Origin of the sequence: Streptomyces rubellus (genome assembly GCF_036323805.1) — a bacterium.
Lineage (GTDB): Bacteria > Actinomycetota > Actinomycetes > Streptomycetales > Streptomycetaceae > Streptomyces.
Genome location: NZ_JAZDCX010000005.1, coordinates 1 through 23,097, shown reverse-complemented (window position 1 = coordinate 23,097; position 23,097 = coordinate 1). Strand labels below are relative to the sequence as shown.

The 23,097-nt window shown below is 74.8% G+C and carries 21 protein-coding genes and 1 pseudogene; 14 read left to right on the top strand and 8 right to left on the bottom strand.

Annotation, left to right across the window (positions count from 1 at the left end; genetic code table 11):
- Positions 1 to 75: 75 nt before the first annotated feature.
- Entirely contained in the window at positions 76 to 1,017 is a 942-nt protein-coding gene (locus V1L54_RS07175) for a DMT family transporter (protein ID WP_443076521.1), read from the top strand.
- A 58-nt stretch (positions 1,018 to 1,075) separates the two neighbouring features.
- On the opposite strand, the gene corA is transcribed toward V1L54_RS07175, so the two are convergent.
- Positions 1,076 to 2,227 (bottom strand): magnesium/cobalt transporter CorA, encoded by a 1,152-nt coding sequence (gene corA, locus V1L54_RS07170; RefSeq protein WP_330117034.1) that lies wholly within the window; start codon positions 2,225 to 2,227, stop codon positions 1,076 to 1,078.
- Between the two features lie 502 nt (positions 2,228 to 2,729).
- On the opposite strand from corA, the gene V1L54_RS07165 reads away from it, so the two are divergent.
- From V1L54_RS07165 to V1L54_RS07145, 5 genes are all read left to right on the top strand, one after another.
- Positions 2,730 to 3,341: a suppressor of fused domain protein gene (locus tag V1L54_RS07165; RefSeq protein WP_330117033.1), complete on the top strand. Its 612-nt coding sequence runs from the start codon at positions 2,730 to 2,732 to the stop codon at positions 3,339 to 3,341.
- Between the two features lie 169 nt (positions 3,342 to 3,510).
- Positions 3,511 to 4,170, top strand: a complete 660-nt coding sequence (locus V1L54_RS07160; protein WP_330117032.1) for a DUF6758 family protein — start codon at positions 3,511 to 3,513, stop codon at positions 4,168 to 4,170.
- Between the two features lie 64 nt (positions 4,171 to 4,234).
- Entirely contained in the window at positions 4,235 to 5,080 is an 846-nt protein-coding gene (locus V1L54_RS07155; RefSeq protein ID WP_330117031.1) for a PHP domain-containing protein, read from the top strand.
- Positions 5,081 to 5,123: 43 nt separating this feature from the next.
- A complete protein-coding gene (locus tag V1L54_RS07150; protein ID WP_330117030.1) occupies positions 5,124 to 5,735 on the top strand; it encodes a MarC family protein in 612 nt (203 codons plus the stop codon).
- A gap of 189 nt (positions 5,736 to 5,924) precedes the next feature.
- Positions 5,925 to 6,383, top strand: coding sequence for a GNAT family N-acetyltransferase (locus V1L54_RS07145; RefSeq protein ID WP_330117029.1), 459 nt, complete (start codon positions 5,925 to 5,927; stop codon positions 6,381 to 6,383).
- Positions 6,384 to 6,576: 193 nt separating this feature from the next.
- Here the strand turns inward: V1L54_RS07145 and V1L54_RS07140 are convergent.
- Positions 6,577 to 7,398: pseudogene (locus V1L54_RS07140) on the bottom strand (IS5 family transposase); the annotation flags it as partial.
- A 215-nt stretch (positions 7,399 to 7,613) separates the two neighbouring features.
- Between V1L54_RS07140 and V1L54_RS07135 the strand changes: the two are divergent.
- Positions 7,614 to 8,396, top strand: coding sequence for a TIGR03084 family metal-binding protein (locus V1L54_RS07135; RefSeq protein WP_443076539.1), 783 nt, complete (start codon positions 7,614 to 7,616; stop codon positions 8,394 to 8,396).
- Positions 8,397 to 8,572: 176 nt separating this feature from the next.
- Here the strand turns inward: V1L54_RS07135 and V1L54_RS07130 are convergent, their stop codons facing one another.
- Entirely contained in the window at positions 8,573 to 9,463 is an 891-nt protein-coding gene (locus V1L54_RS07130; protein ID WP_330117026.1) for an alpha/beta fold hydrolase, read from the bottom strand.
- Positions 9,464 to 9,841: 378 nt separating this feature from the next.
- Positions 9,842 to 11,458: a DEAD/DEAH box helicase gene (locus V1L54_RS07125; RefSeq protein WP_330117025.1), complete on the bottom strand. Its 1,617-nt coding sequence runs from the start codon at positions 11,456 to 11,458 to the stop codon at positions 9,842 to 9,844.
- Positions 11,459 to 12,019: 561 nt separating this feature from the next.
- On the opposite strand from V1L54_RS07125, the gene V1L54_RS07120 reads away from it, so the two are divergent.
- Complete coding sequence (locus V1L54_RS07120; RefSeq protein ID WP_330117024.1) at positions 12,020 to 12,793, top strand: ferritin-like fold-containing protein; 774 nt, start codon at positions 12,020 to 12,022, stop codon at positions 12,791 to 12,793.
- Positions 12,794 to 12,879: 86 nt separating this feature from the next.
- Here V1L54_RS07120 and V1L54_RS07115 read toward each other — a convergent pair whose 3' ends face one another.
- From V1L54_RS07115 to V1L54_RS07100, 4 genes are all read right to left on the bottom strand, one after another.
- Entirely contained in the window at positions 12,880 to 13,170 is a 291-nt protein-coding gene (locus tag V1L54_RS07115) for a hypothetical protein (RefSeq protein WP_330117023.1), read from the bottom strand.
- Between the two features lie 137 nt (positions 13,171 to 13,307).
- Positions 13,308 to 13,535, bottom strand: a complete 228-nt coding sequence (locus tag V1L54_RS07110; protein ID WP_330117022.1) for a DUF3107 domain-containing protein — start codon at positions 13,533 to 13,535, stop codon at positions 13,308 to 13,310.
- Between the two features lie 248 nt (positions 13,536 to 13,783).
- Entirely contained in the window at positions 13,784 to 14,410 is a 627-nt protein-coding gene (locus tag V1L54_RS07105) for a TetR/AcrR family transcriptional regulator (protein WP_330117021.1), read from the bottom strand.
- A gap of 174 nt (positions 14,411 to 14,584) precedes the next feature.
- Positions 14,585 to 14,824, bottom strand: a complete 240-nt coding sequence (locus tag V1L54_RS07100; RefSeq protein WP_330117020.1) for a hypothetical protein — start codon at positions 14,822 to 14,824, stop codon at positions 14,585 to 14,587.
- Between the two features lie 123 nt (positions 14,825 to 14,947).
- On the opposite strand from V1L54_RS07100, the gene V1L54_RS07095 reads away from it, so the two are divergent.
- The 6 genes from V1L54_RS07095 to moeZ all read left to right on the top strand — a co-directional run bounded on the left by V1L54_RS07095 (position 14,948) and on the right by moeZ (position 23,055).
- The gene (locus tag V1L54_RS07095; protein ID WP_330117019.1) at positions 14,948 to 15,919 is read left to right on the top strand and encodes an alpha/beta fold hydrolase; all 972 of its coding nucleotides are present in this window, start codon (positions 14,948 to 14,950) and stop codon (positions 15,917 to 15,919) included.
- Positions 15,920 to 15,925: 6 nt separating this feature from the next.
- The gene (locus tag V1L54_RS07090; protein ID WP_330117018.1) at positions 15,926 to 17,290 is read left to right on the top strand and encodes a DUF3152 domain-containing protein; all 1,365 of its coding nucleotides are present in this window, start codon (positions 15,926 to 15,928) and stop codon (positions 17,288 to 17,290) included.
- Between the two features lie 222 nt (positions 17,291 to 17,512).
- Positions 17,513 to 19,342 (top strand): DUF3492 domain-containing protein, encoded by a 1,830-nt coding sequence (locus V1L54_RS07085; protein ID WP_330117017.1) that lies wholly within the window; start codon positions 17,513 to 17,515, stop codon positions 19,340 to 19,342.
- On the top strand, positions 19,339 to 20,571 hold the full coding sequence (locus V1L54_RS07080; protein WP_330117016.1) for a hypothetical protein: 1,233 nt from the start codon (positions 19,339 to 19,341) through the stop codon (positions 20,569 to 20,571). Before V1L54_RS07085 ends, V1L54_RS07080 begins: the two co-directional genes overlap by 4 nt.
- A 180-nt stretch (positions 20,572 to 20,751) precedes the next feature.
- Positions 20,752 to 21,672, top strand: a complete 921-nt coding sequence (locus V1L54_RS07075; protein WP_330117015.1) for an NAD-dependent epimerase/dehydratase family protein — start codon at positions 20,752 to 20,754, stop codon at positions 21,670 to 21,672.
- Positions 21,673 to 21,876: 204 nt separating this feature from the next.
- Positions 21,877 to 23,055: an adenylyltransferase/sulfurtransferase MoeZ gene (gene moeZ, locus V1L54_RS07070; protein ID WP_330117014.1), complete on the top strand. Its 1,179-nt coding sequence runs from the start codon at positions 21,877 to 21,879 to the stop codon at positions 23,053 to 23,055.
- Positions 23,056 to 23,097: the final 42 nt, after the last annotated feature.

The following is a 23,097-nucleotide window of genomic DNA, read 5'->3' as shown; positions in this document are numbered from 1 at the left end:
GCGCCTTACCCTGGAGCGGACCGGCCCGAGCCGGGCGGCCCGGGAGCGACCGGAGCACAGCAGAAGAGGAGTCCCGTGCGCACCGCCGACACCCCCACCGCCCGCCGGGCGTCCGACACCGTCACGGCCGCCGCCACCGGGTACCGGGGCGCCGGTGCCGACCTCTTCCTGCTGGTGGTCGCGGTCTCGGGCATCTCGCTGTCCGCGCCCCTGATCGCGGCCACCGCCGCACCGGCCCTGGCCATCGCCTTCTGGCGCAACGCGCTGGCCGCCGGCGTGCTCACCCCGGTGGCCCTGCTGTGGCACCGGGCCGAGCTGCGCGCCATGAGCCGCCGCACCGTCGCACTGGCCGTCGCCGCCGGGGCGCTGCTCGCCCTGCACTTCGCGCTGTGGTTGCCCAGCCTCCACATGACCTCGGTCGCCTCCTCGACCGCGCTGGTCACCACCACCCCGGTCTGGACCACCCTGCTGCTGCGGCTGCGCGGCCACCGGCAGCCCGCGCTGGTCTGGGCGGGCACGGCGGTGGCCTTCGCCGGCGTGGTGCTCCTCACCGGGGTGGACCTGTCGCTCTCGCCCCGGGCGCTGGCGGGCGACGCCCTGGCGCTGGCGGCCGGCATGGCGGCGGCCGGGTACGTGCTGCTCGGCGCGGAGGTGCGCCGCACCGTCTCCACCACCGGCTACACCTTCGTCTGCTACACCGTCACGGCCGTACTGCTGCTGGCCGGCTGCCTGGCCTTCGGCGTGGACCTGGGCGGCTACAGCGGCGAGACCTGGTTCAAGCTCGTGCTGCTCACCGCCACCGCGCAACTGCTGGGCCACTCGCTGCTCAACCGGGTGGTGCGCGGACTGGGCCCGTCGGTCACCTCCACGGCGATCCTGCTGGAGACCCCGGGCGCGGCGCTGATCGCCGCCCTCTGGCTGGGCCAGAACCCGCCCGCCGCCGTCTACGGCGCGCTGGTGGTGATCCTGGCCGGGCTGGCCCTGGTGGTCCGGGCGAACACCCGGAGGGCGCGCTGACCGCGGCGGGGCGCCCCGGCCGTCCCTCCGCCCGGGACCCAAGAGGCCGCGGGAGAGGTCAGAGCCAGCCGTTGCGCTTGAAGCCGCGGTGGATGGCGTAGCAGATCCCGGCGATCACCGCCATGACGGTCGGATAGCCGTACCGCCACTCCAGCTCCGGCATGTAGGTGAAGTTCATGCCGTAGATCCCGGCGATCATCGTCGGGACGGCGAAGATCGCCGCCCATGAGGTGATCTTCCGCATGTCCTCGTTCTGGGCCACCGTCGCCTGGGCGAGGTTCGCCTGGAGGATCGAGTTCAGCAGGTCGTCGAAGGACAGCACCTGCTCGTTCACCCGGGTGAGGTGGTCGGCGACGTCGCGGAAGTACTTCTGGATGTCGGGGTCGATCAGCCGCATCGGCCGCTCGCTGAGCAGCTGCATAGGCCGCAGCAGCGGCGAGACCGCCCGCTTGAACTCCAGCACCTCGCGCTTGAGCTGGTAGATCCGTCCGGCGTCGCTGCCGCGGCGGCCCCGGCCCGCGCTCTCCGAGAAGACCTGGATCTCCACCTCGTCGATGTCGTCCTGCACCGCGTCGGCGACCGCCAGGTAGCCGTCGACCACCTGGTCGGCGATGGCGTGCAGCACCGCCGAGGGGCCCTTCGCCAGCAGTTCCGGGTCGTCCTCCAGCCGGTGGCGCAGACTGCGCAGCGAACCCTGGGTGCCGTGCCGGACGGTGATGACGTAGTCCCGGCCGGTGAAGCACATCACCTCGCCCGTCTCCACCACCTCGCTGCTGTCGGTGAGTTCGGTGTGCTCGAGGTAGTGAATCGTCTTGAAGACGGTGAACAGGGAGTCGTCGTACCGCTCCAGCTTCGGCCGCTGGTGTGCGTGGACGGCGTCCTCGACGGCGAGCGGGTGCAGACCGAACTCCCGGGCGATGCCGGAGAACTCCTGCTCGGTGGGCTCGTGCAGCCCGATCCACACGAACGCGCCGTTCTCTCCGTCGCTCCGGCCGCCGTCCGTCCCGCCCTCCCGCGAGCGCAGCGCGCGCAGGGCCTCGGCGGGGGACAGCCGGCAGGTCTCGCGGCGGCCGTTCCGGTAGACGGCGCAGTCCACGACGGCGCTGTTCTTGGCGGTGTCGTCGTGGGCACCGCCGGGGGCGTAGGGGGAGCGGCCGCCCCGGCGGAGGGTGGGACGCACCACGGCGCGCAGGTCTCGGATCATCGACATGCTGGGCTCCTTCGCGTGCCGAGCCGCCGACGGCGGGCGCAGCGCTGCCCGGAATGTGGACCTACGGAGCCCACGGAACCTGGGAACCGGTGGACCGGAGGCCTGCAAAGCGGGCACCACGCGAACCGCGCGAACCGGCGGCGTTCGAGGGGGTGGTCGAGCAGGGTTCATGCGCTCTTCCACGGAGCCGGTCCGCGGGGGAGAGAGAAGGCCTCCTCAGCGCTTCCTCGGGGTTGCTCCGCCCGGTGGCGGGGTGAGGAAGGCGGAAGACCCTGAGGTCTCAGGCGCGGCGACGGGGCTGCCGTACGGAAGAGCGGCTGGTACTGCACGGTCGACTCGGATCCATCGCAGCCCCACCTCCTCCGGCCGGTCCCCGCTGGGGGAATATGTGTACACGCCTTGACCAGCAGTCAACGGTAGCACTCGCGGAGCCCCTCCCAGGACCGCTCCGCGCCGCCGCCTACCCTCTTTGCCTGATCAATACACGATCTATGCTCGCCGTATGGCACACGTTCTCCAGTTGGCCGAGGCCGCCCTGCGCGACGCCCTCGGGGAGCCCGACGCGCGGGCCGCGGTGACCTTCCTGGGCGCCGACCGGATCGAGGTGCTGCGCTTCCCGGGCGTCGACACGGGGGCCGGCGACGGGAACGGGGTGGTGCGGTACGCCACGCTGGGGATGTCCGCCTCGCCCATGAGCGATCCCGCCGCCGTCGTCGCCGATCCCGACCGCGGCCCCCGCGCCGAGCTGGTGCTGACGGTGCGGGCCGGGGCGGCCGACACCGACAAGGTGCTGCGTCCGCTCGCCGTGTTCGCCGCCTCTCCCCAGGTGGAGGGGCTGGTCGTGGCGCCCGGTGCCGCGCTGGAGTTGGGCGAGCCGCTGTGGCCGGGCGCGCCGTTCACCTCCGTGCTGGTCGGCGAGCCCGGCGGTCTGGTGGCGGATCTGGAGCTGGAGCCGCCCAGGGACCCCGTCCGCTTCCTGCCGCTGCTGCCGATGACGCCCAACGAGGCCGCCTGGAAGCGGGTGCACGGTGCGGCGGCGCTCCAGGAGCGCTGGCTGGCGCACGGCACGGACCTGCGCGACCCCGGGCGCGCGTCCGTACCCCTGGCGGACTGAGCGGGACCGCCGCGCGCCCCTGCCCCGTCCCTCCCGCGGCCGTCCCACGCCCGTCCCGCGACCGTCAGTGTCCGGCGCCCCCGCCCGGCGCCGCGGCCGGCCCGGTGGCGCGATCCGTACGAGTGATCGTCCTTGACGCGAGGCGTCCGGGGGAGGACCGTGGTGCTCCATGAGGGGCGAACCCAGTTGCCCGAAGTGCGGCGGCCGTGTCCGGGCACCCGGCCTCTTCGCCGACTCCTGGCAGTGCGCGGCGCACGGGGCGGTGTATCCGCTCCAGCCGGTCCTGCCGCCGAGCGTCGAGGCCCTCGGCGTCGTCCTGCACCGTGCCCGGGTGCCGGTGTGGATGCCCTGGCCGCTGCCGATCGGCTGGCTGTTCACCGGGATCGCCTACGCGGGCGACGACCGCAGCGGCGGCCGGGCCACCGTCGTCGCCTGCTCGGGCCCCAGCCCGCTCGGCGGCCCGGGTGAACTGCTGCTGGTGGCCGAGGAACTGGGTGTCGGCCTCGGCGCGCGCTACGCCGGGGTGCCCGGCCCCGATCCGGGCCCGCGGCTGGACGTGAACCGGCCACCGCACACGAAGGTCCTCGCCGCCGGCCGTCCCACCCCGCTGTGGCTGGTGGACGGCACCCCCGACGACCGCGCGGTGTTCGCGGGCGAGGCGTGCGGGCTGTGGCTGTGGGCGGTCGTCTGGCCCGAGCGGTCCGGGCTGCTGATGTACGACGAGGTGGTCCTCACCGACCTGCGGGAGGCGGGCGCCGAGGTGGAGCTGGTGCCGTGCGGCGCGCTCTCCCCGCGCCTGGTGGGGGCGCCCCGGGAGCCGGGCCGGTGAAGGGGCGCGCGGCTGTTCTATTCTGAGGTGTCCGTTCCAGCCGTCCGCCGTGGGAGTCTCTGCCGTGCGCATCGACCTGCACACCCACTCGACCGCCTCGGACGGCACGGACACCCCCGCCGACCTGGTGCGCGGCGCGGCGGCGGCCGGGCTGGACGTGGTGGCGCTGACCGACCACGACACGGTCGCCGGGCACACCGAGGCGATCGGCGCGCTTCCCGCCGGCCTCACCCTCGTCACCGGCGCCGAGCTCTCCTGTCGGCTGGACGGGGTGAGCCTGCACATGCTGGCCTACCTGTTCGACCCGGCCGAGCCGGAACTGGCGCGCGAACGCGAGCTCGTCCGCGACGACCGGGTGCCGCGCGCCCGGAGCATGGTCGCGAAGCTCCGCGAGCTGGGTGTGCCGATCACCTGGGAGCGGGTCGCCGAGATCGCCGGGGACGGCTCCGTTGGCCGCCCGCACATCGCGACCGCGATGGTGGAGGCCGGCACCGTCGGGACCGTCTCGGACGCCTTCACCGCCGAGTGGATCGCCAACGACGGCCGGGCCTACGTCGACAAGCACGAGCTGGACCCCTTCACCGCGATCCGCCTGATCCACGGCGCGGGCGGGGTGGCGGTCTTCGCCCACCCGCTGGCCGTCAAGCGCGGGGAGTGCGTGCCGGAGAGCGCCATCGCCGAGCTGGCCGCCGCCGGACTCGACGGCGTCGAGGTGGACCACATGGACCACGACGCCGCCACCCGCGGCAGGCTGCGCGGACTGGCCCGCGACCTCGGGTTGCTGGCCACCGGGTCCAGCGACTACCACGGCACCCGCAAGACCTGCCGGCTGGGGGAGCACACCACCGAACCGGACGTCTACGCCGAGATCGCCGCCCGGGCGTCAGGCGCGGCCCCCGTCTCCGCCTGACGCACCGTCCCGATCCCCGCACCACCTCACACAGGGCGCCGCCGTGTTCGACTTCGCTGTCCTCGGATCCGTCTTCGTCACACTCTTCGTGATCATGGACCCGCCCGGCATCATCCCGGTCTTCCTCGCGCTCACCTCCGGCCGTCCTGCCAAGGTGCAGCGGAGGATGGCCCTCCAGGCCACCGCCGTGGCCTTCGGGGTGATCGCCGTCTTCGGGCTGCTGGGGCGGCAGATCCTGGCCTATCTGCACGTGTCGATCCCCGCGCTGATGGTCGCGGGCGGCCTTCTGCTGCTGCTGGTCGCGCTGGACCTGCTCACCGGCCGGGCCGACGAGCCCCAGCAGAGCAAGGACGTCAACGCCGCGCTCGTACCGCTGGGCATGCCGCTGCTGGCCGGCCCCGGGGCGATCGTCTCGGTCATCCTGGCGGTGCAGCGCGCGGACGGGGTCGCCGACCATCTCTCGGTGTGGTCGGCGATCGTCGCGCTGCACCTCGTGCTGTGGCTGGTGATGCGCTACTCGCTGCTGATCATCCGGGTCATCAAGGACGGCGGGGTGGTCCTGGTCACCCGGCTGTCGGGGATGCTGCTGTCGGCGATCGCGGTCCAGCAGATCGCCAACGGCGTCACGCAGTTCATCCAGGGGAACGGCCACTGAGGTGCCCGGCCCGGGACGACGGTGGTCCCGCCGGGGACGACCGCGGGCCGGCGGCCGCGCGCCGGCCGGTCGCCCGGCCCCGCCGGCGCCGCGGCGGGACGCCTCCGGGCCGTGCGGCGGGTGGTCCCGCCGGAGAGCGGCGGCGAGCGATACCTTTACCGGCAATCACATGATCAGAATGGGGGTGGCATGACCTCGACCGTCACGGAGGAGCCGTGGGACAGCGCCGACGGCGTCCGGCTGCGCGCCGCGATGCAGGCCGAACTGGCGGCCCGCTACCGCATGGAGGACCAGGAGCCCGAGGCGCCGACCGCGGAGACCATCGACGTGTACGTGATCGCCCGCGACGCCGGTGGTGAGGCGACCGGCTGCGGCGCCCTGCGCTTCCTGGACGACGGCACAGCCGAGCTCAAACGGATGTACGTGGTCCCGGAGTCCCGCGGTACCGGCGTGGCGACCGGCATCCTGCGCGCCCTGGAGGACCGCGCGCGTCAGCACGGGATCGGTGCCATAGTGCTGGCGACCGGCACCGGACAACCCGACGCGATCCGGTTCTACGAGCGTGAGGGCTACCGGCGGACCGCCGGGTTCGGGCCGTTCGCCGGCCACCCGATGGCCAGGTGCTTCACCCGCCGCCTCGACGGCTGAGCCGGGCGGACGGCCTGCGGGAGACGGAAGCCCGGCGGGGGCGCACCCGCTCACCGGCCCGGTCCGTCGCGGTGGCGGCCGCCGCCTCAGAGCCTGTCGGGTGGCCGGTTGATTACGCCGCGATGAGGTCCTCGACGGTCTTGGCTCGGGCGGTCGTGCGGTGGGATTCATGGCTCCACCGCGATGACTGCCCGGCGAGCCGGACGAGCATCAGGCGGATCATCGCCACCTTGATCATGGCCTCGGAGGTGGCGGTGAGCCGTTCGTAGTCGCGGGCCGGCCGACGGTTCCGGACCAGCCAGCCGAAACTTCGCTCCACCACCCAGCGGCGGGGCAGGACCTCGAAGCCCTTGACATCGTCGGTCCGCTTCACGATCTCCACGACGATGCCCAACGCGTCGCGGGCCCATGAAAGCAGCTTGGAATCAACCGAGTTGGCGTATCCGCCGTCGGCCCACACCAGGCTGACCGTGCGGAAGGCAGCGGCGAGCCGGGCTAGGACGGCGCGGCCTCCGGCGTGGTCCTGCACGGACGCGGAGGTGACGGCGACGACCAGCAGCAGGCCCATCGTGTCAACGATCATGTGTCTCTTCCGCCCTGTCGTTCGCTTGCCGACGTCGAATCCACGCGCCTCGCCGCCCTCGCTGGTCCTGCTCGACTGGGCGTCGAGCACGGCGGCCGGCGGCTCGGGATCGCGTCCGGCCCCGATCCGGACATGGCGGCGGAGCTCGTCGTGGACGCGGTCCCACGTGCCGTCCCGCCGCCACTTGGTAAACCAGCGGTGGACCGCGTCCCAGGGCATCAGGTCGCGCGGGAGCATCCGCCACTGGCAGCCCGAGCGCAGCACGTAGAAGATCGAGTCGAGTACCAATCGGTCGCCTTGCCTGCGCACCCCGCCGCCTTTCCGCAGGTCACGCACGGGAAGGAGCGGCCGGATGATCTCCCACGTCTTATCGGTCAGGCTGGACGGATAGCACGGGCCGCCGACGGCCTCGGAGCTGTCGCTCTGGCACACACCACGTGATCATTCCGGGGCCGCCGCCGTGCCTGGAGGGCAGATCGCGACCGTCACGCGACTCGCGTGACCAGCCCCGGCACGCTTTGCGTCACCGTCGGGGAAGCGCGGTGGTCCGTGGTGCGACGAGCCCCGCCACCGAGTGGGCAGACTCTGGCGACATTGGAGTCTGCCCGCACACTTCGCCTCCGCTGCCCCTCATGGCGGAATGCATCATGGCGTACATGTTGAACTACAACCTCGCCGTCCCCGATGTGGACGACGCCGGTGTCCTGGCCGCGCTGGTGGCTGAGGGCGATGATCTCGACGTCCTGGTCACGGCAGTGGACGACTGGTCCATACCGACACCGGCACCGGGCTGGACGGTCGCCCACCAGATAGCCCATCTCGCGTGGTCGGACGCAAACGCACTCAGCGCCCTACGCACTCCGGACGCGTTCAGCGCCGAGCTTGGGCGGGCGGAAGCCGAAGGCAGCGGGTACGCAGACAAGGCCGCCGCCGCGGGAGCGGCCAAACCTCGGTCGGTACTCCTGGACGAGTGGCGGGCCGGTCGAGCGGAACTCGCGGCGGCGCTGCTCGACACGCCATGGGACCACGCATTCCCCTGGTACATGTCGAAGGTGACCCCGGCCCTGATGGTGCCCCTTCGTCTGATGGAAACCTGGGCACACGGGCAGGACGTCTTCGATGCTGTGGGCGTGGCGCACCGCCCGACGGATCGACTGCAGCACGTGGCTTCGCTGGGGGTCTTGGGACGGGCGCTGTCCTTCGCCGCCGTCGGACTGCCTGAGCCGGCGGCCCCCTTCCGCGTCGAGCTGACAGCACCTGACGGACAGACCTGGGTGTGGGGTCCCGAGGCTGCCGCCCAACGGGTACAGGGCAGCGCCATGGACTTCTGCCTGTGTGTCACCCGGCGTCGCCCCTGGTCCGAGACCGACATGACGGCGACCGGCGAGGACGCACAGAAGTGGCTGGAGGTGGCGCGCGTCTTCCTCTGAGAGCGTGGTGGATGGCTGGTCATGCGCGATGCGTGACGGTTGCGATCTGCCCTCCAGACACGGCGACGGCCCCGGAATGATCACGTGGTGTGTGCCAGAGCGACAACTCCGAGGCCGTCAGCGGCCCATGCTCGGCATAATCAACCGGCCACCCGACAGGCTCTCAGGCACCACCGTCAGGGCCGTCCGGCGGCGCAGTCGTGCCAGAAGGCCGCCAGCGCCCCGGCCGTCGGCCCGGGCCGCTCGGCGCCCGGTGAGTGCTCGGCGCCCCCGACCACCGTGCGCCGGGCGCCCAGCCGCCGTGCCATGTCGTCCATCAGCGGCACCGGCCAGGCGTAGTCCACCTCGCCGGACAGCACGTGCTTGGGGACGGGGACGGCCGCGAGCTCGCCGACCCGGTCCGGCTCGGCCAGTAGCCGGCGGCCGGTGGCGATCAACTGCTCGGGCACGTTCGCCAGCCAGCGGCGGCGCAGGAAGCCGGCCACGTCGGGCGGGGTGGCCGCGTCGGCGGCCTCCGGCGGGTCCAGATCGCGCATCGCCTGCCAGACCGCCGCCATGTCCAGTACTCCCAGGGCCTCGATCAGCATTCTGGTGCGGGCCTGCTGCCCGGCGGAGATGGCGGCCGGGCCGGAACTCATGAGCGTCAGGGAGGCGAAGGGCGCCGCGTCGCGCAGCACGGCGGCACGGGCGACCAGCCCGCCCATGGAGTGCCCCAGCAGATGGACGCGCCCGCCGGGCGCGGCGGCCCCGTCCGGTGCGCCGGCCACCGCCTCGGCCTGGGCCAGTACGTCCAGGGCCAGTTCGTCCTGGGCGTAGGCGGCCTCGTCGCGGGGGCCGCCGGTCTCGTACTGCCCGCGGCCGTCCACGGCCACCACCCGGAAGCCCTGCCGCGCCAGCGGGGCGAGCAGGGCGATGAAGTCCTCCTTGCTGCCGGTGAATCCCGGCAGCAGAAGGGCGGTCCCGGCGCGCGGCTCGCCCGCGTCGTGCACGGCGAACTCCCCGCGCGCGGTCGTCAGCCGGTATGCCCGCGCACCGGGGGGCAGGGTGAGGGTCGGCGGCTTGCTCATGCGGCGAGGGTAGTTGCTCGGCCGGGACGGTTCCCCGCCGCCTCCGGAGGGGTCTTCCCCGCGCCGCTGCCCGGCCCGGATGCGGGCGCGGGCGTGCACGCCCGGGACTTGTCCCGCGCGCCCAGGGCCGCGCGACGGCCCGGTGGGCGACTCGGTGTCCGTCTGCGGGCCCGGCGCGGCTGTCCGGGGCCCGGTGGTTTCCGCGGCCCGGCGGTGGTGCGCCCGGCGTACCGCCGGGCCGACCGGCTCCGGGCAAGGACCGTTTCCCCGGCTTCCGCCCGGAAGAGGTCCGGACGGACCCGGCCGGAAGGGGGCGGACGCTCCGCCCGGACCCAGACCCGGTGGCCGCCGCCCGGGAGCGGCGGCCCCGTGGTGCCGTCAGCTCCCCTGGGCGGACTCCCCGGCTCCCGCGGCACCGCCGCGGGTGCGGCGCCTGCGGCGCGGCCTGCGTGTCTCGCCGGCGGACTCGCCACCGGCCTTCGGGCCGCCGTCCTGTGCGACGGCGGTGGCGGCAGCGGGTGCGGAACCGGCATGGTCCGCCGTGGCCGCGGCCGCGCCGCCGTGGGTGCGGCGCCTGCGGCGCGGCCTGCGTGCCTCGCCGGCGGACTGCCCGCCGGCCTCCGGGCCGTCGCCCCGCGACTGCTCCGCGCTCGTGGCGGCGGTGCCGTCGCCGCCGTCCACCGGCGCGCCACCGCGGGTGCGGCGGCGGCTGCGCGGAGTGCGGGCGCGCGGCGCCTGCTCCCCGTCGGCGTCCCGGTCCCGGCCCCGGTCGCGACCCTGAGCCTGGCCGCGGCCCCGGCCACCGGTCTCGCCCAGGTCCTCGACCTCCTCGGCGCCGAGTCCGGCCCGGGTGCGCTCCGCGCGCGGCAGCACTCCCTTGGTCCCCTCGGGGATGCCCAGCGCCTCGTAGAGGTGCGGGGAGGTGGAGTACGTCTCCGGCGGGTCGTTGAAGGCCAGTTCCAGCGCCTTGTTGATCAGTTGCCAGCGCGGGATGTCGTCCCAGTCGACCAGGGTGACGGCGATGCCCGTGTTGCCCGCCCGGCCGGTGCGGCCGATGCGGTGCAGATAGGTCTTCTCGTCTTCCGGCGTCTGGTAGTTGATCACGTGTGTGACGCCCTCGACGTCGATGCCGCGGGCGGCGACGTCGGTGCAGACGAGCACGTCGATCTTGCCGTTGCGGAAGGCGCGCAGCGCCTGCTCGCGCGCCCCCTGGCCCAGGTCGCCGTGGACCGCTCCGGAGGCGAAGCCGCGGCGGCCGAGCTGCTCGGCGACGTCGGCGGCGGTCCGCTTGGTGCGGCAGAAGATCATCGCCAGTCCGCGGCCCTCGGCCTGCAGGATCCGGGAGACCATCTCCACCTTGTCCAGGGAGTGCGCCCGGAAGACGTGCTGCGCGGTGTTGGCGACCGTGGCGCCCTCGTCGTCCGGCGCGGTGGCGCGGATGTGCGTGGGCTGCGACATGTAGCGCCGGGCCAGCGAGATGACCTGGCCCGGCATGGTCGCCGAGAACAGCATCGTCTGCCGCTTGGCGGGCAGCTGCTGGATGATCTTCTCGACGTCCGGCAGGAAGCCCAGGTCGAGCATCTCGTCGGCCTCGTCGAGCACCAGGGTGCGGATGTGCGCCAGGCTGAGCTTGCGCTGGCCCGCCAGGTCCAGCAGCCGTCCCGGGGTGCCGACGACCACGTCGACGCCCTTCTTCAGGGCCTCGACCTGCGGCTCGTACGCACGGCCGCCGTAGATCGCCAGCACCCGGACGTTGCGGACCTTGCCCGCGGTGAGGAGATCGTTGGTGACCTGCTGGCACAGCTCGCGGGTGGGGACGACCACGAGTGCCTGCGGGGCCTCGGTGAGCTGCTCGGGCGTGGCCCGGCCGGCCTCGACGTCGGCGGGGACGGCGACGGACTCCAGGAGCGGCAGACCGAAGCCGAGGGTCTTGCCGGTGCCGGTCTTGGCCTGGCCGATGACGTCGGCGCCGGCCAGGGCGACCGGGAGGGTCATCTCCTGGATGGGGAACGGGGACGTGATGCCGACGGCTTCCAGCGCCTCGGCGGTCTCGGGAAGGATCCCGAGCTCTCGAAATGTGGTGGTCAGGATGCTTGCCTCTTCCGTGAGACGCGGGACGGGGGAGCGAGGGCGCACACCCGGCGGAGCCGGGGCGGGTCGTACCGCGCCGGGCGTCGGCAGCCTTCCTGCGGCGGCCTTGTGGCGCGGGACCACGGGCTCTCGCTCAAGCGCTCGTACCGCGCGAGCGGGTCCCTCCCAAGCCCGGTCCGGGCGGAGCGCACGGCCTGCAGAGCCGTGCCTTTCGCGTACGGACCGCGCGGAGGGCGGTCGTATCGGAGCCGATCGGGCCACCGACCGGGCATCCGCTGCGGATCCGGGGAACGCCCCCGAAGACCCTGGTAACACACTGTGCGTCGAACCCGCCGTCAGGAAGCGGGCCCAATATCACTGTACCTCCAAACCGCGCATGTGCACCGGGGCGAATACCGGACGACCCGCCGCCGCGGTCCCCCGCGGCGGGTTCCCGGGCAGGTCGGGCGGGCTATTGTGCGCGGCATGGAGACGTCTGACACATCCCCTGCCGAGCCCCCTGCCGAAACCCCCGCCGAGCCCTCCGCGGATCCCGGGACGTCCGGGGGCGTCGCCGTCCTGGACTGGGCCGGCGCCTCCGCCGACCCGCAGTACCGGGCGGCCGTCGTGGACCTGCTGGGCGTGCTCGCCTACGGTGAGCTGGCCGCCTTCGAACGGCTCGCGGAGGACGCCAAACTGGCGCCCACCCTCGCGGACAAGGCCGAGCTGGCCTCGATGGCCTCGGCGGAGTTCCAGCACTTCGAGCGGCTGCGGAACCGGCTGGCGGAGATCGGCGAGGACCCGACGGCGGCGATGGAGCCGTTCGCCGCCCCGCTGGACGAGTTCCACCGGCTGACCGCGCCGTCGGACTGGCTGGAGGGCCTGATCAAGGCGTATGTCGGCGACTCGATCGCCTCGGACTTCTACCGTGAGGTCGCCGCCCGGCTGGACTCCGACACCCGCGCCCTGGTGCTGGCGGTGCTGGACGACACGGGGCACTCCGGCTTCGCGGTGGAGAAGGTGCGGGCGGCCATCGAGGCCGATCCCCGGGCCGGCGGCCGGCTCGCGCTGTGGGCCCGCAGGCTGATGGGCGAGGCGCTGTCGCAGGCCCAGCGTGTGGTCGCGGAGCGCGACGCGCTGTCCACGATGCTGGTCGGCGGGGTCGCGGCGGGCTTCGACCTGGCCGAGGTGGGCCGGATGTTCTCCCGGATCACCGAGGCCCACACCAAGCGCATGGCCGCGCTGGGAATGGCGGCCTGACGCGGCCACGCCCGCCGGGGGACGCGCCCGCCGGAGGCGTACCCGCCCGGCGCGCACGTGCGGGAGGTACGGGGCGGGCGCGGGGCTCAGGCCGCGCCCACGCTCGGGCGGCGGCCGGAGGCCGCGGCGCCGTGGCGGGGACGGACCAGCAGGGAGAGCAGGGCCGCCGACACCAGGACGGCGACCGCCAGGGTGGGGAACAGATGGCCCGGCCCCAGGACGGCCCGGGTGATCACACCGCCGCCGAAGGCGGCGGCCGGCCCGGTGACCAGCACCAGGGAGCGGTCGCGGAAGCGGTCCGCGAAACGGTGGGTGGCGACGAGGGCGACGGCGAGACCGAGGAGCGCGGAGCCGAGCACCTCCCAGAACCAGAGCATGGGTCCTCCCGCGGGCCGGTGGAGCGTGCACATCGGGCTACTCGGTACTACCCCGCGTACACGGAGCGCCAAACGGCGGCCGGGCGGGAATCCCGCCCGGCCGCCGCCGTGTGCTCTCCCGGGGTGTCCGGGTGTCCTCAGAGGGCTCCGAAGCCCACCTTGCGGGTGCTCGGCTCGCCGATGTCGACATAGGCCAGCCGGTCGGCCGGGACGACCACCCGGCGGCCGTTCTCGTCCACCAGGCTGAGCAGCTGCGACTTGCCGGTCAGCGCCTCGGCCACGGTGCGCTCGATCTCGTCGGCCGTCTGCCCGCTCTCCAGAACGATCTCGCGGGGCGCGTGCTGCACGCCGATCTTGACCTCCACGGCTATGTCCCTCCGAACGGTGTGTGCTTCCCCCTGGCGGAGCCGGGGCGGAGACGCGGCCAGCCGCGCCGTACTCAGCCACATTAGCCCGCGGCGGGGTGCCGGGCCGCTCAGGACCGCACGCCGACAGCGAACATCCGGGGACACGCCGGGCCGGAGCGCGGGAGGGTACCCGGGGGCGCGGTCCGTCCCGCGGGAGCGCCCGGGCGCTCCCGGTCCCGCCGCCCGCCGCTCCTGTCGAGCCGTGCTCAGCCGTGCATGGGGAAGCCCGCGATACCCCGCCAGGACAGCGAGGAGATGAGCTTCGCCGCGGCGTCGCGCGGGATCCGCTGTCCGTCGCCGAGCCAGTACCGGGCGGTGATCTGCGCCATGCCGCACAGTCCCACGGCGAGCAGCATCGCCTCGTCCTCCGGCAGGTCGGTGTCCTCGGAGATGACCGCGCTGACCGCCTGCGCGCAGTCCAGGCTGACCTTGTCCACGCGGTCGCGCACCGCGGGCTCGTTCGTCAGGTCGGACTCGAAGACGAGCCGGAAGGCACCGCCCTCGTTCTCCACGTACCGGAAGTAGGCGTCCATGGTCGCCGCGACCCGCTGCTTGTTGTCGGTGGTGGAGGCCAGCGCCGCGCGCACCGACTCCACCAGCGCCTCGCAGTGCTGGTCGAGCAGGGCCAGGTAGAGGTCGAGCTTGCCGGGGAAGTGCTGGTACAGCACCGGCTTGCTGACCCCCGCCCGCTCCGCGATGTCGTCCATGGCCGCGGCGTGGTAGCCCTGGGCGACGAACACCTCCTGGGCCGCACCGAGCAACTGGTTGCGTCGGGCCCGGCGCGGCAGGCGTGTGCCACGCGGGCGTGCCTCGGTCTGCTCGACGGCTGTCACGCTCGCCTCCTGGGATCTCCGTGGAACGCCTTCCGGGCGGGGTCCGGGCCGGGACCTGCGGAAGGGGATGTTCCGTGCGCGATGTGCGCTGCGTCCGCCATCGTACTTTTGGGTAAACCGTACGCGCGCGGCGCGGGCACGGAAAACCGCGCTTCGAAAGCGTGATGTGGCGGTTTAACGGTAATCGTCCTCGTCCAGTTCGACCACGCGGGCCTGCTCGGCGGCGTCCGCGGGATCGACCTCCGGTGACTCGGGTCCGATAAGCGGTGTGTCGTCGCGGCGCAGCACCTCCGCGCGCTGCTCGGCCGCGTCGGCCTCCGGTGCCTCGACGCCGAAGCGCTCGGCCGCGGTGGCCCGGTTCTCGTCCTCGTCGAACTGGTCGAAGGTGTCCGGGTCGGTGGGGTCAACAGGCATGAGCATCCTCTTTCCACGGTGGACGGGGTCCACACGAGCCTAGGAGAGGAGAATTCCGGCCGTGCGGCGGATGTGAGTCCGAACACATGAGAGCGGCAGTGATCGTCTCGTAACATTGCCCCCATGTCATCGACCGAGCAGCCGGGGCCGCGGACGGCGGTCCCCTTCGAGGTGCCGCCCGCCGACCGGTCGCGGGCCGCGGCGGAGGAGCGTCTGAGACACGTGTCGCTGCCCGGTCTGACGCTGGCGGTGCGCACCCGTCCGTCGGCGCGCGAGGGGCTGCCCCCGGCGCTGTACGTCCACGGGCTCGGCGGTTCCTCGCAGAACTGGTCCGCGCTGATGCGGGAGCTGGCCGACACGGTCGACGGGGAGGCGGTCGACCTGCCGGGCTTCGGCCACTCGCCGCCCCCGGACGACGGCGACTACTCGGTCTCCGGGCACGCGCGGGCCGTCATCCGCCACCTCGACGCGTCCGGCCGCGGGCCCGTGCACCTCTTCGGGAACTCCCTGGGCGGCACGGTCGCCACCCGGGTCGCGGCGGTACGGCCCGACCTGGTGCGCACCCTCACCCTCGTCTCGCCCGCCCTGCCCGAGCTGCGCCCGCAGCGCTCCGCGATCCCCACCGCCCTGCTGGCGCTGCCGGGCGCGGCGGCCCTCTTCGGCCGGCTGACCGGGAAGCAGACCGCCGAGCAGCGCACCCGCGAGGTGATGGCGCTGTGCTACGGCGATCCGTCCTCGGTGCCCCGGGAGGAGTTCGAGGCGGCGGTGGCCGAGTACGAACGGCGGCTGGCGCTGCCGTACTTCTGGGACGCGCTCGCCCGGTCGGCGCGCGGCCTGGTGAACGCCTACACTCTCGGCGGCCAGCACGCGCCGTGGCGCCAGGCGGAGCGGGTACTGGCCCCGACGCTGCTGGTCTACGGTGGACGGGACCGGCTGGTCGCCTTCCGTATGGCGCGCAGGGCCGGTGCGGCCTTCCGCGACTCCCGGCTGCTGACGCTGCCGGACGCGGGACACGTCGCGATGATGGAGTACCCGGCGGCGGTGGCGGGCGCCTTCCGGGATCTGCTGGGAGCCACCGACACGGGCAGGGGTTGACGAGCCGTGGGACGCCACAGCCGCCGGGGCGGGCCGGCCGCCGGCAAGCCGACGACCACGGGTACGGGGCGGTACCTCGGCGCCCGGGAGGAGGCCCCGCGGCCCCATCCGGCGCCGCCCCCGCCGTACGCCCGGCGGGACCGGGCGCCGCGCCCCGGTCCCCCGGAGCCGGAGTACGCCTCCGCCGGTGACCGGGCCGTCCCGGCGCAGGGCGCGGCGGGAGTCCGCGGCGGGCACCCCGAGCACCGCGAACCGGGCGGCGCCTGGGGGCTGCCCGGGCCCCGGGCCGCAGCCGTCGCCGGACGGCCCGGCGGCGCCCCGCCGCCGGGGGTCGTCCACGGGACGGGGCGGACACCGCGGCAGGAGTACCTCGACGCCTTCGACGCGCCCGGCGCCTCGAACACCCCCGGCGCCCCTGGTGACGGGGCGCCCGCCGCGCCCGCCCGGCCGGCTCCGGCCGGCGGGTCCGACGGGCCCGCCGGCACCGGGGGCCACCGGGAGCGCGGGGAGCGCGGCGGCCGGGGCCGGGCCTTCACCGGGGTCGCCGCGGCGGCCGTGACCACCGTGCTCGCCGTCGTGGTGGCCGGACAGGTCACCGACCTGGGGACCGGTGCCGGCGACACGACCGGGGCGGCCGGGGGGAGCGAGCGGGCGCACGCCCGCGACACCTCCCGCTCGGATCCCCGCTCCGACGCCCGGCCCACCCCCGCCCGGACACCGCCGGCCGCTCCGGCCGCGCCCTCGGGCTCCCCGGCCGCCACCACCGACTCCTACGACCGGCTGATGGCCCGGCTCTACGAGCTCGCCCCGGACGCGAAGGGCTCGGGCAGGCTCGTCCCCGTCGCCGGGCGGAACAAGGCCCCGGACCGGGGGGAGATCGTCCGCTACCGGGTGGACGTCGAGGACGGACTGCCGCTCGACGGCGAGCTGTTCGCCCGGGCCGTCCACCGCACCCTCAACGACGAGCGGAGCTGGAGCCACGGCGACGTCCGCACCTTCGAGCGGGTCTCCGGGGACGCCGGGGACGAGCCCGATTTCGTGATCACCCTGGCCAGCCCCGCCACCACGGGCGTGTGGTGCGCGAAGTCGGGCCTGGACACCACGGTCGACAACGTCTCGTGCGACTCGGCCGCGACCGAGCGCATCATGATCAACGCCTACCGGTGGGCACGCGGCGCGGAGACCTTCGGCCCGGAGCGGATCCGGGAGTACCGGGAGATGCTCATCAACCACGAGGTGGGCCACCGGTTGGGCAAGGGGCACGTGAACTGCCCCCGGGACGGCGCCCGGGCACCCGTGATGATGCAGCAGACGAAGACCCTGAAGACGGGCGGGGCGACCTGCCGCCCCAACGCCTGGCCCTTCCCGTAGCGCGGCCGGGCCCCCGCCGGGTCCCGCTCCCTGCCGGGGGCCGGGATCCGGGAGCGCGCACTGTCCGGCCGAACGTTCCAGCACGCCGGAAGTCACGGTAGTTCACCCCTTCCGGTGGTGCTGCGGACAACCGTCCGCCATACCGGCCCACCTCGCGCATAACGTCTTCCCGCGACGCCCCGGACACGGCCGGCGGCCCGCGAGGAGGATCGGGGTGAACACATGCGCATCGCACTGCTCACGGAGGGCGGTTACCCGTACCCGGGCGGTGACGCCGCCGCGTGGTGCGACCGGCTGGTGCGCGGCCTGGACGGCGACGAGTTCGAGGTCTACGCGCTCGGCCGGCACCCGGGTCAGCTGGACGACGTCCTCCGGGAGATCCGGCACACGCTGCCGGGCAACGTCCGGCGGGTGCGCACCGTGCCGCTGTGGGGCCCCGCCCCCGGCGGGCCCGGTGCCCGCGGGCGGTACGGCCGGCGCGGCCGGCGGCGGTTCGGCGAGCACTTCGCGGAGCTCGCCGGTGCCGTCTGCGCGGCCCGGCGCGACGTCTGGCCGGCCACCGAGGCGGACCGTTTCGCCGCCGGGCTCCACGGACTGGCCGCCCTCGCCCTCGAGCACGGCGGGCTCTCCGCCGTGCTCCGCTCCGAACAGGCGGTCCGGCTGCTGGAGTGCGCCTGCCGGGCTCCCGGTGCGCGCCGCGCCGCGCGCGAGGTCCCCCCGGCCGGCCTGCTCACGGTCACCGACCGGCTGGAGCGGGCGCTGCGCCCGCTCTCGCCGGACTGGTACGGCGGCGGGCCCGGGCCCGCCGGGGCGGACGTCTGCCACGCGGTGGGCGGCGGCTGCGCCGCCCTGCCCGGCCTGCTGGCCGGGCGGCTGCACGGCACACCGCTGCTGGTGACCGAGTACACCGAGCACGGGGTGCGGCTGCGCGAGCACTGCCTCGCCGGTGCCGCCCGGGCCGCCGCCCCGGACGCGCGCCCCGCGGACCTCCCCGTACGCGCCCTGCTCACCTCCTTCCGGGCGCTCCTGGCGCACGAGACGTACCGCCGGGCGGAACTGGTCGTCTCCGGCAACGCCCACGCCCGCCGCTGGCAGCTGAGGTGCGGGGCGGACCGGGACCGGCTGCGCACCGTCCACCCGGGCATGGACGCCGCGCCGTTCACCGCCGTCGGGGAGGACACCGGGCGGGAACGGCCGGTACCGGTGCTGGTGTGGACCGGGCGGATCGAGCCCGCCCGTGACCTGGCCTGCCTGCTGCGCGCCTTCGCCGAGGTCCGCCGGGCCCTGCCCCGGGCCCGGCTGCTGGTCGCCGAACGCCCCGGCGGTCCCGGCGCGCCGGCCGGGGAGGAACTGGCGGTGGCCGCCTACCGGGCGCACTGCCGGCTGCTGGCCGACGACCTCCTCCCCGCGGCGCCGGACGGTTCCGGCGGTGCGGAAGGCCCTCCCGTCCGCTTCGCCCGCGTCGGCGATCCCCAACTGCCCACGGCCGCCGACGCGTACGCCGCCGCCGACGTCGCGGTGTTCTCCAGCGTCGTGGCAGGCTTCCCGGCCGAGCTCGTCGAGGCGATGCTCGCCGGGCGCGCCACGGTCGCCACGGACGCCGGAGCGGTGCGCGAGGTCGTCGGCGGTACGGGCCTGGTGGTGCCGCCGCACGACCCGCGCGCACTGGCGGACGCCTGCGCCGCGCTGCTGGGCGACCCCGCCCGGCGGGCCCGGCTGGGCGCCGCGGCCCGGGCCCGGGCGCTGGAGCTGTTCACCGCCGAGCGGAACGTCGCGGCGTTCCGCGGCCTCCATCTGGAGGTGCTCTCGCGCCGGACGGTGCCCGCCGGACGGGCCGGCGGGGCACACGGCGGCGCGGCGCGGCCCTTCGCCCGCCCGGCCGAGGCCCGGCTGCCCGGCCGGTGGGCGGCGCGCGCCGGAGCCGGGTCCGGCCCGGCCGCGCCCCGGCCCGCCGTTCCCGGACAGGCCCGGCCCGGCGGGCGCCCCGGCCGCGCCCCGGGCTGGGCCCGTACGCCCGCCGGGCCCGGGGAGCCGGAGGAGGGCCGCCGGTGAACCGCCCGCCGGACCCGTACCGGTCCGCCGATCCCGTGCACCGGCTGCTGGACCGCCACCGGGGGCTGTGCGAACGGGCCGTGGACCCGCTGGAGATCGCCGCCGGCCTGGAGGCGCACGGGATCACCGACCGCACCGCGGCGCGCTTCCGGCACCGGAGCGTCTTCTCGCTCGCCGAGGAGCTGTACGCCCGCGCCCCCCGCGCCGGCGGGCTCCCGCCCGGCCCGGTACCGGCCGCGCCGGACGGGGGCCGGGAGACGGGCCGCCGCCGTCCCGCCGGGCGGGCGGGCGCGGTGCTGCTCCCCCTGCTGCCCGGTGGGCTGTGCGCCGCGGCGGTGCACCTCCCGGTCCCCGCCGGCACCGCACCGGCCGTCGCCGTGGCGGCGGTGGCCGGCGCGGTGCTGTGGGCCGTGGGGCGGCACACGCGGAGCGTCCTGCTGTTCGCGGCCGTCGTACTGGGGAGCTGCTGGCTGCTCGGCTACGCCCTCGTCGGCGACCGGCTGCTGGCCCGGGCCCTGGACGGCGGGACACCGCCGCGGGCCCTGCTCGCGGAACTGCCGGCCGCTCCGGCGGCCGAGCGGTGCCTGCCGCTGGGTCTGGCCCTGTCCGTCGCGCCCGCGGTGTGGTGCGCGCGCCGGTTCGCGGCCCGGACGAGGCTGCGGCTGGCCGCCGGCCGCGGTCTGGCGGAGTTCGCGGCCCGGACGCGCCCGCCGCTCGCCCTGGCCGTCGCGCTGTCCGCCGCGGCCCCGCTCGCCGCGCTGTCCGCCGCGCGGCTCGCCGTCGGCGGTGGCGGGACGGGCGCCGGAGCGGAGGGGACGGACGTGCCGGGGCTTCTCGCGGCCCTCCGCTCCGGGACGGTCCCCGCCCTCCTGCCCGAGCTCTCCCCGGACGGGCCGCCCGGTGCCGTCCCGCTCGCCGCCGTGGCCGCGCTCGGCGCGCTGCTGTTCACCGCGGGACTGCTGGCCGCCCACGGCTTCCCGGCCGTCGCCGCCGCGGGACTCGCCGCGGCCGCCGGGCTGGAGGCCGCGGCGCTCGCGGTGGCCACCGGCGTGCCGGCGGCCCGCTGGCCCGCGCTGGCGCCGCTGGGCCGCCCCGTGGCCGAGGCGGCGGCCCGCTGGGGACCGGCCGCCGTTCCCGCGGTGGCCTGCGCGGGCGCGGCACTCTTCCTGACGGCCCTCGCCGCCGTCCTCCTCACCCGGGCCTCCGCCCACCGCCGGGACGGGCCGTGAACGCCCCGGGGGCCCGGCCCGTACCGGCTCGTCCGGACCCGCGCCGGCACATGACCGCGCAGGACGCCGCCCGTGCCGCGCGTCAACCCATGGCGTCACCGACGAAACCGATGAAGGAGCACACCCCATGACCGTTCCGCGCGCCGCCGGCGTCACCGCACGAGCGGGGGAGGACGTCCGATGAGAGTGCTGCTGATCGGGGCCAACGGATACCTCGGCCGCCATGTCGCCGACCGGCTGCTCGCCGACCCCGCCGTCCAGCTCACCGCGCTCGGCCGGGGCGACGACGCCGATGTCCGCTTCGACCTGTCCACCGGCAGTCCCGGCGCGCTCACCCGCTTCCTCGACGCGGTCCACCCCGGCGTCGTGGTCAACTGCGCCGGCGCCACCCGCGGCGGTGCCCGGGAGCTGATCCGGCACAACACCGTGGCCACCGCCACCGTCTGCGAGTCGCTGCGCCGCAGCGGCTGCGGGGCACGGCTGGTCCACCTCGGCTGCGCGGCGGAGTACGGACCCTCCCCGGCCGGCTCCTCGACCGGTGAGGACGCCGTACCGCGGCCGGGGAGTCCGTACGGCGTCAGCAAGCTCGCCGCCAGCGAGCTGGTCCTGGGCTCCGGACTGGACGCCATCGTGCTCCGGGTCTTCTCGCCGGTCGGCCCCGGCACCCCGGCCGGCTCCCCGCTGGGACGGCTCGCGGACGCGCTGCGCCGGGTGATGCAGCAGGGCGAGGGCGAGCTCAGGCTCGCCGGGCTGGGCGTCCAGCGCGACTTCGTGGACGTCCGGGACGTGGCGCGGGCGGTGCACGCCGCCGCCCTCTCGGCGGCCCAGGGCGTGGTCAACATCGGCACCGGACAGGCGGTACGGCTGCGCGAGGTGGTCTCCGTACTGGCCCGGGCCGCGGGCTACGCCGGCCCGGTGCACGAGCCGGACGAGACGCACCCGCATCCCGGCGGCCCGCCGGTGCCCCCCTACCCGGACGGCTGCGGCCCCTGGCAGCAGGCGGATGTGCGCAGCGCCCGCGACCGGCTCGGGTGGCGGCCCCGGATCGGCCTGGAGGAGTCGCTGGCGGACATCTGGATGGAGGCCGCGTGCCGGGTCTGAGGTGACGGCCGGGGCGCCCGCCCGTACCGCCGGCTCCGGTACGGCGGTACGGCGGTACGGGCGGGCGGAAGCCCAGGTGGAGCGCTGCCCGGCTGCTGGGACGGGGATGTCTCGCGCCTCGGACCGGGTGTCTCGGAATGAGATCCGCCGTGGCACTGTTACGAGAGGAACAACCGTCCACCGACCAACCATGTTGAGGTCTCCGTGTCGCTGCCACCCCTGGTCGAGCCGGCCTCCGAACTCACCGTCGACGAGGTCCGCAGATACTCCCGTCACCTGATCATCCCGGATGTCGGGATGGACGGGCAGAAGCGGCTGAAGAACGCCAAGGTGCTCTGTGTGGGCGCGGGCGGCCTCGGCTCGCCCACCCTGATGTATCTGGCCGCGGCGGGTGTCGGCACGCTCGGCATCATCGAGTTCGACGAGGTAGACGAGTCCAACCTCCAGCGCCAGATCATCCACAGCCAGTCGGACATCGGCCGCCCCAAGGCCGAGTCCGCGCGGGACACGGTGCTCGGGATCAACCCGTACGTGACGGTCAACCTCCACCAGGAGCGGCTGGACTCCTCCAACGTGATGGAGATCTTCGCCGGGTACGACCTGATCGTGGACGGCACGGACAACTTCGCCACCCGCTACCTGGTCAACGACGCCTGCGTGCTGCTGAACAAGCCGTACGTGTGGGGTTCGATCTACCGCTTCGACGGCCAGGCGTCGGTCTTCTGGAGCGAGCACGGTCCGTGCTACCGCTGCCTGTACCCCGAGCCCCCGCCGCCCGGGATGGTCCCCAGCTGCGCCGAGGGCGGCGTGCTGGGCGTGCTGTGCGCGTCCATCGGCTCCATCCAGACCAACGAGGCGATCAAGCTCCTGGCGGGCATCGGCGAGCCGCTGGTCGGCCGCCTGATGATCTACGACGCCCTGGAGATGACGTACCGCCAGGTCAAGGTCCGCAAGGACCCGGAGTGCGCGGTCTGCGGCAAGAACCCGACGGTCACCGAGCTGATCGACTACGAGGCGTTCTGCGGTGTGGTCTCCGAGGAGGCCCATGAGGCCGCGGCGGGCTCGACCATCACTCCCCGGCAGCTCAAGGAGTGGATGGACGCGGGCGAGAACATCGACGTCATCGACGTCCGCGAGCCCAACGAGTACGAGATCGTCTCCATCCCGGGCGCCCGGCTGATCCCGAAGAACGAGTTCCTGATGGGCAACGCCCTCGGCGAGCTGCCGCAGGACAAGCGGATCGTCCTGCACTGCAAGACGGGTGTCCGCAGTGCGGAAGTGCTCGCGGTCCTGAAGAACGCGGGCTTCTCCGACGCGGTCCACGTCGGTGGCGGCGTCGTCGGCTGGGTCAACCAGATCGAGCCGGAGAAGCCGATCTACTGAGCATCCCCCGTGGCGGGGGGGGGGGGGGCGCCCCCCCCCCCC